The following is a 13,212-nucleotide window of genomic DNA, read 5'->3' on the forward strand; positions in this document are numbered from 1 at the left end:
AGTGGCGCACGGTCGCGCCTACGCGTCAGGCTCGATGCCGTCGAGTCCTCCAGGCTCACACACGGGGAGCACGGGCGCGACCTGACGCTGATGCACGGCGGCGAGGTGCTCGCGTCCTGAAGCCCGAGAGCCGGCGCTACCGGGCGCAGGACATGACGGTGTCGGTGCCGGCGATCGCCAGCTCGCCTGGCGCGACATCTATGTCGCGATGGGCGAGCCGGTGGGGCCGCGTGCCTGGGGGCTGCGGCTGCAGTACAAGCCCATGATCCTGTGGGTCTGGGGCGGCTTCGTGCTGATGAGTGTCGGCGCCGTGCTGGCCGCCTGCGACCGCCGCTACCGCGCGCGGGAGCCCAATCGCCGCGCCGCGCCGGTGCTGCTGGCTGCTCCGGGAGACCCGTCATGAGGTGGCGCTACGCCTTGCCCTTGCTGGTGCTGGCCGCGCTGCTGCTGCTGTTCGCGCAGGGCCTGCGCCAGGACCCGCGCAGCCTGCCTTCGGCGTTGCTGGGACGCCCGGCGCCGTCTTTCGTCGCGCCGGTGCTCGCCGCCCCGGGCGAAACGCTGTCGAGCGAGGCTTTGCGCGGCGGGCCCTGGGTGCTGAACGTCTGGGCGTCCTGGTGCGTTGCCTGCCGCGAGGAGCACGCCACGCTGCTCGATCTGGCGCGCCGCCAGGTCCCGCTCTACGGGCTGAACTACAAGGACGCGCCGGCGGCGGCCCGGGCCTGGGTCGCCGGCTCGGGCGATCCCTACCGGCGTTCGGTGGTGGATGCCGACGGGCGCATCGGCATGGATTTCGGCGTCTACGGGGTGCCCGAGACCTTCGTCATCGATCGCAGCGGGGTGGTGCGCTACCGGCACGCCGGGCCCCTGACGCGGGAGCGGGTGGAGCGCGAGCTGCTGCCGCTGCTGGAGCGGCTGAAATCATGAAACGGCGGCTTTGTCTTTTGCTCCTCACCTGGGCCTGCGCCGCGGCAGCGCAGCACGAAACCCGGCTGCAGACCCTGGCCGCCGAACTGCGTTGCCCGGTATGCCAGAACCAGAGCCTGGCCGACTCCAATGCCGAGCTGGCGGCGGACCTGCGCGAGGAGATCCGCCGCCAGCTGGCCGCAGGGCGCACCGACCAGCAGGTGCGGGACTTCATGGTGAGCCGGTATGGCGAGTTCGTGCTCTACGACCCGCCGCTGCAAACCCATACCGTCGTCCTGTGGGCGGCACCTTTCGCGATGCTGGTCGGTGCGGCGGGTGTGCTTGCATGGCGGGCGCGGGGGCGGTGCCAGCTCGCGCAGGCCTCGACCGGGGCTTCGACCCCGGCGTCGGAAGACCAGCCGTGAGCGCTGCCCTGGCCATGTTTTGGAGCCTGGCGGGCGGCTTGACGCTGCTGGTGGTGCTGGCCTTGTGGTGGCCGCTCGCCTCGCGAGGCGCGACTGAGGCGTCGGCCGGTCGCCTCCGGCGGGCCGGCTGGGCGCTCGCGGCCGGGGTTCCGGTGGCGGTGTCCTGGCTCTACCTGCAGCTGGGCGCGCCCCGCACGCTGGAAGCCGCCGCCCAGCCACCGGTGCACCGCCTTGGCGAGACCGACATGGCCGGCGCCGTCGAAACACTGGCCCGTCGCCTGGAGGTGCAGCCACAGAATCTCGAGGGCTGGTTCATGCTGGCACGCTCCTATCAGGCCATGGAGCGCTGGAGCGATGCGGCCGCAGCCTACCGCCGGGCCCTCGGGCTCGCGCCCGAGGAGCCGCAGCTGCTCGCCGACCTGGCCGATGTGCTGGCGACCGCCCAGGGCGGCAGCCTTGAAGGGGAGCCGCGCGAGCTGGTCGAACGCGCGCTGCGTGCCGACCCCCACCATGCCAAGAGCCTCGCGCTGCTGGCCATCGCCGAGTTCCGGCAGCAGCGTTTCGCGCAGGCCACGGTCCATTGGGAGCGCCTGCTGGCGAGCCAGCCGGCCGACTCCGAAGCGGCCTCGGTGGCCCGTCGAGGGATCGCGCAAGCGCGCGCCTTGCTGGGTCAGGACCGCGAGTAGCAGGCCACGCCCGGGCAGGGAGGTTGGGCAGTCACGGGCGCTCTGCGGCCGCGGCGGCCTGCGCGAGCTGCAGTTCGAGCCTCACGACCCCGGAGGGCGGCTGCGAGGTGACGATCTCGAAGCCGGCACGTCGCGCCAACCCCAGCATCGCGGTGTTCTCGCTCAGCACGTCGCCGACCAGCCGGGGGGTGCCTTGCGCCCGGGTATAGCGCAGCAGGTGCTCCAGCAGCAGGCGGCCCAGGCCCTGGCCCTTGAGATCGGAGCGGACGATGAGGGCGAACTCGGCCTCGCTGTTGTCGGGGTCGCGCACACTGCGCGCGACCCCGAGGGTTTCCGGCTGCCCCGAGGCGTCCTGGCGCACCGCGATGAAGGCCATTTCGCGTTCGTAGTCGATCTGCGTCAGGCGCGCCAGTTCGCTGGGCGGCAATTCGCTGCGGGTCTGGAAGATGCGCAGACGGATGTCCTCCGGCTCCAGACGCTCCAGGAAGCGACGGTGCTGTGCCCCGTCCTCGGGACGCACCGGCCGCAGCAGCAGCGGCTGTCCCTGCCAGGTCGTCTCCTGCGCCCATTCGCCGGGGTAGGGTCGGATGGCAAAGCGGTCGGCGCCGGCCACCGCCTGGGGCGCGATCCGGATGCGCGCGTCGAGACCCAGCACGCCGGTCTCGTCCACGCACAGCGGGTTGATGTCGAGTTCGGCGAGCCGAGGCAAGTCCGCGAGCATCTGGGACACCGCGATCAGCACGTCGTAGAGGGCGTCAAGCCGGGCGGGAGGATGGTCGCGGTAGCCGGCCAGCAGACGCGCCACGCGGGTGCGAGACAGCACTTCGGCCGCGAGGTTGCGATTCAAGGGCGGCAGGGCGATGGCGCGGTCCGCGTTGACCTCGACGGCGGTGCCGCCCTGGCCGCACAGGATGACGGGGCCGAAGACCGGATCGATGCTGGCGCCGACGATCAGCTCGACGGCATGCGGGCGCTGAACCATGGGCTGCACCGTGAAGCCCTCGATGCGAGCGCCGTGGCGCAGTGCCTGCACCCTGGTCAGCATCTCGTCGGCCGCATGCGCCAGGCTGGGCTCGTCGCGCAGGTCCAGGCGCACGCCGCCGACGTCGGACTTGTGGGTGATCTCGGGCGAGAGGATCTTGAGCGCCACCGGAAAACCGACCGAGCGCGCCGCCTGCACCGCTGCCTCGGCCGAAGCGGCCACGGCCAGCGTCGGGACCACCGGCACGCCGTAGGCCGAGAGCACCTGCTTGGCCTCCTGCGCGGTGAGCCATTCGCGGCCGCGCGCCTCGGCCGACGCGAAGATGGCGCGCGCGGCCGCCACGTCCGGCGGCGGGCTCTCGCTGGCGGCCGGCGCCTGCAGCAGCGTGTCCTGGTTGTGCCGGTAGGTGCGCAGCAGGCCAAAGGCGCGCACCGCGTCCTCGGGGGTCGGGTAGTCCGGAACACCGGCGGACACGAAATTGTGCCGGGCCGTCGCGACCGCCGTGTCGCCGAGCCAGCAGCTCATCACGCGCGACGGCGTCGCCTCGATGAGCGGCAGGCAGGCTTGCGCAATCGCGCTGCTCGGCACGATGGCCGTCGGCGCATGCAGGAACAGCACAGCGCCGGCCTGGGGATCGTCGAGCAGGGCGGACAGCGTGGCGACATAACGCTCGACGGGTGCGTCGCCGATGATGTCGACCGGGTTGCCGCGTGACCAGTTCGACGGCAGCACCTCGTCGAGGCGCCGCAGCAGGTCCGGACCGGGATCCTGCAGCGGCACGCCGGCCAGCGCCGCCGCATCGGCCGCCATCACCCCGGCGCCTCCGCCGTTGCTCATGATGGTGAGCGTCTCGGCGCGGTTGTCGCGGAAGCGGGCCAGCGTCTCGGCGGCGCTGAAGAGTTCCTGCAGGGTGTCCACGCGCAGCATGCCGGCGCGGCGGATCGCCGCGTCGAAGACCAGGTCCGAGCCGGCCAGCGCGCCGGTATGGGAGGCGGCCGCGCGCACGCCGTGGCCGGCACGGCCAGCCTTGACGACGATGACGGGCTTGTTGCGGGCCGCCGCGCGGGCGGCCGACATGAACTTGCGCGGCGACTCGATCGATTCGATGTAAAGGAGGATGGAGCGCGTGTGCGGGTCGCTGGCGAGGTGGTCGAGCAGGTCCCCGAAGTCGACGTCGCAGTGCTCGCCGAGCGATACCAGGTGCGAGAAGCCGATGCGGCGGCTGCCGGCCCAGTCGAGCACCGCGGTCAGCAGGGCGCCCGACTGCGTCACGAAGGCGAGCCCGCCCGGCAGCGCGCCGGTGTGCGCGAAGCTGGCGTTCAGACCGGCTCGCGGGGTGAGCAGGCCGATGCAGTTGGGTCCCAGCAGCCGCACCAGGTGCGGCCGGGCGGCGGCAAGCGCGGCCTGTTTCTGGGCGGCGTCCAGCCCGGCGGTGACGATGATGACCGCCCGGGTGCCGAGGGTGCCAAGCTCGGCGACGAGCTTCGGCACGGTCTGCGGTGGCGTGCAGACGACGGCCAGGTCGGGGACCCGCGGGAGGTCGGTGGCATGCCGGTAGACCGGTTGTCCGTCAAGCGTCGCATGGCGCAGGTTGACGGCGAACAGCGGCCCGGCGAAGCCGCCGCTGCGCAGATTGCGCCACACCGTGGCGCCGACGCTGCCGGGACGGTCGGAGGCGCCGAACACGGCCACCGAGGCAGGGTCCAGCAGTCGGTCGAGATGTCGGAGGGTCACGCGCTTCTCCTGTCAATGTGACATCAGCACCGGCACCTGCATGTCCGCCAGGACTGCACGGGTGGCGCCACCCAACACCAGCTCGGTAAGACGCGAGTGCCCGTAGCAGCCCATCACCAGCAGGTCCGCGCCTTGTTCCGACACCTTATGCAGCAGCTGACGGCCTAGCCTGCCGCGGTGCGGCTCGCGGGACAGTCCGGCAATGACGCTGTGCCGGGCGAGCCAGCCCAGCAGGTGCTCCGGCTGAGGTCGAGGGCAGGACGGGCCGTGGTCGAGGTCCTCTTCGTCGAACACCACCACCTGCACGGCCGACGCGGCGCGCAGCAGCGGCAGGGCGTCGAAGATCGCGCGGGTCGCTTCCCGGCTGCCGTTCCACGCCACCAGCACACGTGAGCCGACCACCGGGAACTCGCCCTTGATCGGAACGAGCAGCACGGGGCGTCCGCTGCAGAGGATGACATGTTGAGGAAACGCCCAGGGCACGGCTGGCGTCGGTGCCCGGTGGTCCGCCTGGCCGATGACCAGCAGGTCGGCGCAGGCCGCGTGCTGGATCATCGAGGGGGTGGGATCCTGGGCATCGACGTGGGTGTCGAAGGATGGGACCTCGAGCTCTTTGGCCTGTTGCGCGCAGTCCCCTGCGACCCGCCGAGCGCGTTCGATCAGGGCCTCGAGGCTGAAGTGCTGGAACTCGGGGCCCGCGACTGGCGGCCAGGGGCTGCCGGGAATCTCGGAACGTCCACTGGGCGCCAAACCGATCAGGTGGCTCTGGTGGGCACGCGCCAGTGCGGCGGCCACCCCGATCCGGGTGCGGGTGCGGGCATCGTCGTCGAGATAGACGAGTATGGTTCGATAGCTCATGGCGATTTCCTTGGCTGGCGGAGCGGCCTGTTGGAGCGGCCTGTTCGGCCTTGCCCGCGTCGGCGGTGAAGCCGGCAATCCCCGATGGCCGGTGACCCGGGGGCAGCGGGTACAAAAGAGAAGGTTTGGTCGATTCATTGTTCTGGGTCAAGGAGGCCGCGGGCTTGATCCGGCTCAATTCCGAGGCCGTCGTGATCGAACGGCACCTCACGAGCGGCTTGCGCGGTCCTGCGCAGCGACGCACTTTCCAACCGCCATGCCACTGCCAGGGAGTTCACCCCGATGCTCGCCCCCTTCCCAGAAAACCCAGCGACCGACCGGGCGGCACGGCCCGAGCGCTCCCATCTGCAAACGGCTGCAGTGGTGGCCCACGCGCTGGGCGTCGACCCCGAGACGGGTCTCTCCGCCGACGAGGTGCAGTGCCGCCGCGCCCGGCACGGGGACAACAGGCTGCCCGAGGCGCCTCCACGGGGCCTGCTGCGCCGGCTGCTGGACCAGTTCGGCGATTTCATGACGCTGGTCCTGCTCGTCGCGGCCGGTGTGTCGGGGTGGATCGGTGACTGGTCCGACACGGTGGCCATCCTGGTGATCGTGATCCTCAACGCCCTGATGGGCTTGAGCCAGGAGTGGCGCGCCGACCGCGCGCTGCAGGCGCTCCAGCGGCTGGCAGCGCCGATGGCGATGGTGCGGCGTGAGGGCCGCCATGCGGAGATCCCGGCCGACCAGCTGGTCCCGGGCGATGTGGTGCTGCTCGAAGCGGGCCGTGTGGTGCCGGCCGACCTGCGGCTGCACCAGGTCGCCCAACTGCGCGTCGACGAGTCGACGCTGACCGGGGAATCGATGCCGGTCGAGAAGCAGGCTGCGCCGCTCGGCGAGGAGGCGCAGGCGCTCGGCGACCGGCTCAACATGGCCTACAAGGGCACGCTGGTCGCGCACGGGCGTGCCAGCGGCCTGGTGGTCGCGACGGGCCCCCGGACCGAACTGGGGAAGGTGGCGGGCCTGCTGGACACGCAGACCGAGCGCAGCACCCCGCTGCAACGGCGGCTGGCCGCCTTCGGCCGCCGTCTGTCGCTGGTCGTGCTGGCCGTCTGCGGCCTCATCTTCGCCCTCGGCCTGCTGCGCGGCGAGCCCTGGATGCTGATGGGGCTGACGGCCATCAGCCTGGCGGTCGCCGCCATCCCGGAAGCGCTGCCCGCGGTCGTGACCGTGCTGCTGGCGCTCGGCGCCCGCCGCATGGTGCGGGTGCAGGCACTGGTGCGCCGGCTGCCCTCGGTGGAGACCTTGGGCTCGGTCACCACCATCTGTTCCGACAAGACCGGCACGCTGACACAGAACCGGATGCAGGTGGCCGCTCACCACGTCGCCGGCGTCCCGGGGCGGGCCGCCGAGCAGCGCCTGTGGCAAGCCTGCCTGCTGTGCAACGATGCGCAGCGCGACGCAGCCGGCGCCTGGGCCGGAGATCCCACCGAAATCGCGCTGGCAGAAGGTGCGCTGGGCGCCGGCGTCGATGGCGCCGCGCTGCTGCACACGCACCCGCGGCGCCACGAGTGGCCGTTCGATTCGGAGCGCAAGCGCATGAGCACGCTGCACCCGGCGGGCGAGGGCTGGACGGTCGTGACCAAGGGAGCGCCCGAGTCGGTGCTGCCGCTGTGCGACGTGGAGGCGGCGCCGGCCGGGCGGCCACTCGAGCGTGCTGCGGTGCTGGCGCAGGCCCAGGCGTTCGCAGCGCGTGGCATGCGCGTGCTCGCGGTCGCCTGCCGGTCTTGGGAGCGGCGGCCGGACGACCTGACGGCCGACCAGGTCGAGGTGGGGCTGCAGCTGCTCGGGCTGGTTGCCCTCGTCGATCCGCCGCGTCCGCAGGCGTTTGCCGCGGTGGCCGAGTGCAAGAGCGCGGGGATACGACCGGTGATGATCACCGGCGACCATCCGGCCACGGCGCTCGCGATCGCGCGCGAGCTGGGCATTGCCGGCCCCGGCGAGGACCGCGTGATGACAGGCGCGGAGCTCGCCCAGCTCGACGAAACGCAGCTCGAAGGCGTTGTCGGATCGGTGCCGGTTTACGCGCGTGTCGACCCGCTGCAGAAGATCCGCATCGTGGAGGCCCTGCAGCGGCGCGGCCACTATGTCGCCATGACCGGAGACGGTGTCAACGACGCACCGGCGCTCAAGCGCGCAGACATTGGCGTGGCCATGGGGCAGGGCGGGACGGACGTGGCACGCGAGGCGGCCAGCCTGGTGCTGCTGGACGACAACTTTGCGAGCATCGTCGCCGCGGTGCGGGAAGGCCGTCGCATCTTCGACAACATCCGCAAGTTCATCCGCTACGCGCTGAGCGGCAACTCGGGCGAGATCTGGACGCTGTTCCTGGCGCCGCTGCTCGGGCTGCCGATGCCGCTGCTGCCCATCCATATCCTGTGGGTGAACCTGGTCACCGACGGGCTGCCGGGACTTGCGCTCGCCGCCGAGCCGCCCGAGCCCGGGGTCATGCAGCGGCCGCCGCGGCCCCCGGACGAAAGCCTGTTCGCCCATGGCCTGTGGCAGCACGCCGTGTGGATCGGGCTGTTGATCGCCGGCCTGTGTCTGGCGGTCCAGGCCTGGGCAGTGCGCGAGGGTGGAACGCAGGGGCAGACCCTGGTGTTCATGGTGCTGACGTTGTCGCAGCTGGCGCACGTGCTGGCGATCCGCTCCGAAACGCAGTCGCTGCTGTCGCTCGGCCTGCTGAGCAACAGGCCCCTGGCGGGGGCGGTGCTGCTGAGCTTGGTCATGCAGCTGGCCACGGTCTACGTGCCGCCCCTGCAGGGGATATTCCACACCGAGGCACTGAGCCTCGCCGAACTCGGCGTCTGCCTGGCTTGTGCGGCTGTCGTGTTCCTCGCGGTCGAAGCCGAGAAAGCCTGGAGGCGGGCGCGCGGGCGGGCCGCCCGCCTCGCACCGGTTCAATGAGACATCAGCACCGGCACCGTCATCTGCGCCAGCAGCGTTCGGGTGACGCCGCCCAGCAGGAACTCCGAGAGTCGCGTATGGCCGTAGGCGCCCATCACGATCAGGTCGGCGCCCTGGTGTGCCGCCTTGGACAGCAGGGCTTCTCCGGCGTCGATGTTGGTCACGTCGATGTGGCCCTGTGCCGCCACGCCCTGGCGGGCGAGCCAGGCGCAGCTGTCGTCCAGTCGCGACCCGAGCAGTTCGGTGCCGCTGGGCGAGTCGAAGTACTGCAGGTGGACCTCGCCGGCGCGGCGCAGCAGGGGCAGGGCGTCGCACAGGGCACGGGCGGCCTCGCGGCTGCCGTTCCAGGCCACCAGCACCTTCTGGCCCAGGCCCGCGAAGCTGCCCCGGCGGGGCAGCACCAGCACCGGCCGCCCCGCCTGCAGGATCAGGCGCTCGGGAAAGTCCGGCTGCACGGCAGTGTCGCGGGCTTCGCGGTCGGTCTGCCCGATGACGGTGAGGTCGCAGGAGCGCGCCTGTTGCACCATGCCGGGCAAGGGGTCGCCATGGTACACGCGGGCGGCATAGGAGGGCAAACCCGCGCCTCGCAGACGAAGCAAAAAGCTGTCAGCCAGCGCCTGAGCATTCCTTTCCAGGCATTCGATCGACAGCTGGAGGTGGTCCGGGCCGCCGAGCGAGGCGCCGATCGATCCCGGCACGTCCATCCATCCGGTCGGGGCCAGTCCGAGCAGGTGGCTGCCATAGGTGCGTGCCAGGCTGGTCGCCACGGCCACGCGCTCGTCGCATCGCGCCGAGCCGTCCAGGTGCACGAGGATGCTTCTGTAGTCCATGATCGCTTCCGGTGAGGGAGTTCGGGGAAGGGGCGGCGGCCGGGCCGGCCGACTCAGTGGGACATCAGTACCGGCAGATCCATCTGGGACAAGACCGTGCGGGTGGTACCGCCGAAAACAAACTCCGCCGCGCGGCTGTGCCCATAGCCACCCATCACCAGCAGGTCGGCCCTGCGCTTGGCCGCTTCGGCCAGCAGCACCAGGCCCGGGTCGGTCTGGCTGGGGATCACTTCGGCCTCGGTCGCCACGCCGTGGCCTCGCAGCCAGGCTCGGACCCACCCCAGCTGGTGTCGCGGCGCGCCGTCGGGCGCGCGGCTGGTATCGATCAGCACGAGATGGACCTGGCGGGCCCGTTGCAGGAAAGGCAGGGCGTCCGAGACCGCACGTGCCGTCTCGCGGCCCGGGCTCCAGGCGAGCAGCACGCGCTGGCCCGGGGTCTCGAAATCGCCCCTCCTCGGCACAAGAAGTACCGGTCGACCGGCCTGCAGCAGCACTTGCTGCGGAAAGTCGCGGGCGACCAGTGGCCGGTCCGCGTCGGGGTCGGTCTGCCCGAGCACGACCAGGTCGCTGCAGCGGGCCCTCATCACCACCGCGGGCAGCGGCTCGTCCTCCAGGACCGAGGCCTCGAAGGAGACGAGGCCGCTGCTGCCCGCCTGGTGTGCGAACCCGTCGGCCAGCTGCGTGGCGGATCGCCGCAACTCCTCCTGCAGGTCGCCCAGCACGGCCCAGCCCACTTCGGCCGGCAGGTTGACCAGGCCGGTGGGCGCCAGCCCGACCAGGTGGCTGCCGTGCAGCGCCGCCAGGGCCGCTGCGATGCGGACGCGGGTCGCGCATCGGGGCGTGTCGTCGAGGTGCACGAGGAGGGTCTTGTAGCTCATGGCGTTCTCCTGGTTCGAACGAGTCCACGCGGGGCTGCCGGCGTGACGGCCGCGTCAGGCGCGGAGGGTGATGGGGGTGATGAGGGGCACCGTTCAGTCTGGTCCGGTGCGCTCGGGAATGCCAGTCTTTCCAGCCGCTGGCGGCATGGCCTTGTGCCGGATCAAGGCGAGACCGCTTCCTGTCTGCCTCGCGCCCCGGCCGGCGTGAACGGTGTTGTCGTCCCTTACACAATGGCCGGACGCATCTCCGCGGCGCACCTAGGCTGCGCTCGTGGCATGTGCCGATTGCCCTCGGCCTTCCGATGTGCATGCGCGCAGCGGCCGACCCTGAACCGAAACGCGAGGCCGAGGACCGGCGCGGCGCCGCCCCACTCGCGGCCTGCGCCGCCGGTGGGCCCTGACGGCAACTCAACAGGAGATAAACGCATGGCGATCATCAACGGGACCCCGGGCAACGACAATCTCGTCGACAACACGGCGGACGCTACCTCCACGCTCAATGCCAACTGGTCCGCTGGCGAGGACACGATGCAGGGCGGCATCAACAACGACACCTACAACGTCAACTCGGCCGGCGACACCGTGATCGAGAACGCCGGCGAGGGCGTGGACACGGTGGTGTCGCGCCTGGCCAGCTACACACTGGGCGCCAACGTCGAGAACCTGACGCTGGACAACAGCGCGCCGCTGGAGGCCGTCACGGGCATCGGCAACGCGCTCGACAACCTGATCACCGGCAACGACAACGACAACTCGCTGTCGGGTGGCGCCGGCAACGACATCCTGAACGGCGGCAACGGCGACGACACGCTGGACGGCGGCGCCGGTGATGACAACCTGAACGGCGGCATGGGCGTGGACACCCTCAGCGGCGGCGCCGGCAACGACCGCCTGGACGGCGGCAACGGCCCCGACGACCTCAACGGCGGTGCCGGCAACGACCTGCTGATGGGCGGCATGGAAGCCGACACGCTCAACGGTGGCGCCGGCGACGACGCGCTCGGCGGCGGGGACGGCGCGGACACGCTGGACGGCAACGCCGGCAACGACATGCTCGACGGTGGCGCGGGGGCCGACATCCTCTCGGGCGGGGCGGATGCCGACATCCTCATCGGCAACAACGGGGCTGACCAGCTCCAGGGCAATGGCGGCAATGACCGGCTCGACGGCGGCAACGGCGCCGATGTGCTGAGCGGCGGCACGGGCAACGACTTCCTCACCGGCGGCAGTGGTCTGGACCGCTTCGTCTTCACCGAGGGAGGCGGCGCCAATGCCGAGTCCGTCGTCGACTTCAACACCGCGGACGACACTGTGGTGCTGGCCGACTCGCTCGACGCCACCCTGGGCGAGGCCGTCAGCCCCGGGATCCTCGGGCTGAGTTTCGTCGGCGGCGCCCTCGACAGCAACCCGCTGGCGGGCGCCTCCTTCTTCAAGGGCGCCGGCTTCAATGGCAACGCGGCGGCGGACGCGAGCGGCATTTACGTCAACACGGCAGACGGACTGGTCTGGTACAACCCGACCTCGGGAGTCGGCGGCGACGCCATCCAGCTGGCCGACTTCGGGGCACCGGCCGCCTCGACGCTGGTGGCGACGGACTTCGTCTACGGCGCGTGATCGCTCGGCGACAGGCAGCCCGCACGGTGGCCTGCCCCTGACTGCATGAGGCAGATCAAGCCGCCGCAGGCAGCGCTGCGCGACCATCGGCCCTCATCGACACAGCCGAGCGGCAGTGGCTGGCCGGGCAGTCCGCACCGCGAGTGCCGCTGGAAGATCTCGCGCGCGGCGATGCCGGGGGCGGGCTGCTGGGCGACGCGCCGGGCAGTTATGTGCACCAGACGTGAACGGACCCGGGCTGCAGCAGCGCTGCGCCCTTCAGGGCCGGTCGTGAAAGTGCCAGTGATCGAGGGCGAACAATGCGCGTGCGTGATCGCGCAGCGATATGCCGGGCAGCACCAGGGTGCACCATGCAAAGGCGGAATGCTCGAGGGCCAGATCGAAGGCCTCGTCGAGCGTCTCAGGTCGACGCTGAACGTCCACCTGGAGCGTCGTATTGCCCGCATACTTGATGCGGGCCCCGTATCGTGCTTCCCACCGCCGCATCGCGCAGATCTTTTCCTCGCGGTCCTCGGTGAGACCGTACCACCCCATGTGGGCGAAGGTGTGCCACGAGGCGGGGAACGGCAGCAGGGCGGCGGTACAGGTCTTGTCCCTGTCGAACATCCCCCAGTCCATGTGCCAGACCGGGCCGGGCTCGGTCGCGGCCGCGCCGAAGCGGCGGCATTCCCAATGGAGCAGCCAGCGCTCCAGGTCGGCGTCATTGCGCAGCACACCGTTGTCCCGCAATGCCCGCACTTCGTCCACCGAAGGGCAGGCTCCGAAGCGGCGCAGTGTCTTGCCCAGCACATGTCCATCCCGCTCCAGCGGGAGGTCCAGCCAGCCGAGAAGACCGTCGTGCGAGGCTCGGGGCGCCATGGGCCCTTGGTGGAGCTCGGGGTCGGGCAGGGGGTCCGGATCGTTCCGGTCGGCCTTTTCGCGCCGGTGGGGCGGACGGCCCGGGTCGAAGAGGTAGTCCACATTGTCGTCGGGCATCATGAGGGCGTACCAGCCGACGGCCTCGGCTCGCTCCCGGAGCATGCGCCAATAGGCGTCGGCATGCTCGACACGGACCTTGATCAGATAGGCCGGCTCCTCCCATGCCGAAAGCCAGCGCAGGCGCACCAGCGAATCCTGCAATGGGGTGCCGCGAAGCAAGCGTCGAACGGCAGCAGAAGACCGCTTCATTCTCGATATCCCTCCCTCGGAATTGATTGATTTTTGGGCGGCGGTGCCGCCTGGACTTCAAGTCGCAATACTTAGAATGTGAACCAATATGGTGCCTCTGTTTGTGTCATTCGACACCTGGGTGGAATAACAGCTCAGCGGGCTATGGGCTGCAGCTCGTGTGCCGCTGAGCTGCTGAATAGTCTGGCTCAT

Annotated in this window: 10 protein-coding genes and 1 pseudogene; 6 read left to right on the forward strand and 5 right to left on the reverse strand. The window is 70.8% G+C overall.

The window, feature by feature from the left end; translation table 11 throughout:
• Positions 1–187 precede the first annotated feature (187 nt).
• From OOT46_RS24015 to OOT46_RS24030, 4 genes and pseudogenes are all read left to right on the forward strand, one after another.
• Positions 188–403 (forward strand): annotated as a pseudogene (locus OOT46_RS24015) (cytochrome c-type biogenesis CcmF C-terminal domain-containing protein); the annotation flags it as partial.
• Positions 400–924 (forward strand): DsbE family thiol:disulfide interchange protein, encoded by a 525-nt coding sequence (locus OOT46_RS24020; protein ID WP_265406161.1) that lies wholly within the window; start codon positions 400–402, stop codon positions 922–924. The pseudogene OOT46_RS24015 and the gene OOT46_RS24020, both read left to right, overlap by 4 nt.
• A complete protein-coding gene (locus tag OOT46_RS24025; protein WP_265406162.1) occupies positions 921–1,328 on the forward strand; it encodes a cytochrome c-type biogenesis protein CcmH in 408 nt (135 codons plus the stop codon). Before OOT46_RS24020 ends, OOT46_RS24025 begins: the two co-directional genes overlap by 4 nt.
• Positions 1,325–2,014: a tetratricopeptide repeat protein gene (locus OOT46_RS24030; RefSeq protein WP_265406163.1), complete on the forward strand. Its 690-nt coding sequence runs from the start codon at positions 1,325–1,327 to the stop codon at positions 2,012–2,014. Before OOT46_RS24025 ends, OOT46_RS24030 begins: the two co-directional genes overlap by 4 nt.
• Before the next feature lie 31 nt (positions 2,015–2,045).
• On the opposite strand, the gene OOT46_RS24035 is transcribed toward OOT46_RS24030, so the two are convergent.
• The gene (locus tag OOT46_RS24035; RefSeq protein WP_265406164.1) at positions 2,046–4,730 is read right to left on the reverse strand and encodes a bifunctional acetate--CoA ligase family protein/GNAT family N-acetyltransferase; all 2,685 of its coding nucleotides are present in this window, start codon (positions 4,728–4,730) and stop codon (positions 2,046–2,048) included.
• Between the two features lie 12 nt (positions 4,731–4,742).
• Complete coding sequence (locus OOT46_RS24040) at positions 4,743–5,588, reverse strand: universal stress protein (protein ID WP_265406165.1); 846 nt, start codon at positions 5,586–5,588, stop codon at positions 4,743–4,745.
• A 282-nt stretch (positions 5,589–5,870) separates the two neighbouring features.
• Between OOT46_RS24040 and OOT46_RS24045 the strand changes: the two genes are divergently transcribed.
• Entirely contained in the window at positions 5,871–8,531 is a 2,661-nt protein-coding gene (locus OOT46_RS24045) for a cation-translocating P-type ATPase (protein WP_265406166.1), read from the forward strand.
• On the opposite strand, the gene OOT46_RS24050 is transcribed toward OOT46_RS24045, so the two are convergent.
• Entirely contained in the window at positions 8,525–9,361 is an 837-nt protein-coding gene (locus OOT46_RS24050) for a universal stress protein (RefSeq protein WP_265406167.1), read from the reverse strand. The two genes, OOT46_RS24045 and OOT46_RS24050, sit on opposite strands and share 7 nt — an antisense overlap.
• Before the next feature lie 53 nt (positions 9,362–9,414).
• Positions 9,415–10,239: a universal stress protein gene (locus OOT46_RS24055; RefSeq protein ID WP_265406168.1), complete on the reverse strand. Its 825-nt coding sequence runs from the start codon at positions 10,237–10,239 to the stop codon at positions 9,415–9,417.
• A 426-nt stretch (positions 10,240–10,665) separates the two neighbouring features.
• Here OOT46_RS24055 and OOT46_RS24060 point away from each other — a divergent pair, with 426 nt between their 5' ends.
• Positions 10,666–11,853, forward strand: a complete 1,188-nt coding sequence (locus OOT46_RS24060; RefSeq protein ID WP_265406169.1) for a calcium-binding protein — start codon at positions 10,666–10,668, stop codon at positions 11,851–11,853.
• A 258-nt stretch (positions 11,854–12,111) separates the two neighbouring features.
• Here OOT46_RS24060 and OOT46_RS24065 read toward each other — a convergent pair whose 3' ends face one another.
• The gene (locus tag OOT46_RS24065; RefSeq protein ID WP_265406170.1) at positions 12,112–13,020 is read right to left on the reverse strand and encodes a DUF4253 domain-containing protein; all 909 of its coding nucleotides are present in this window, start codon (positions 13,018–13,020) and stop codon (positions 12,112–12,114) included.
• Between the last annotated feature and the right edge of the window lie 192 nt (positions 13,021–13,212).

It is taken from the genome of Aquabacterium sp. A7-Y (assembly GCF_026153205.1).
Lineage (GTDB): Bacteria > Pseudomonadota > Gammaproteobacteria > Burkholderiales > Burkholderiaceae_C > Caldimonas.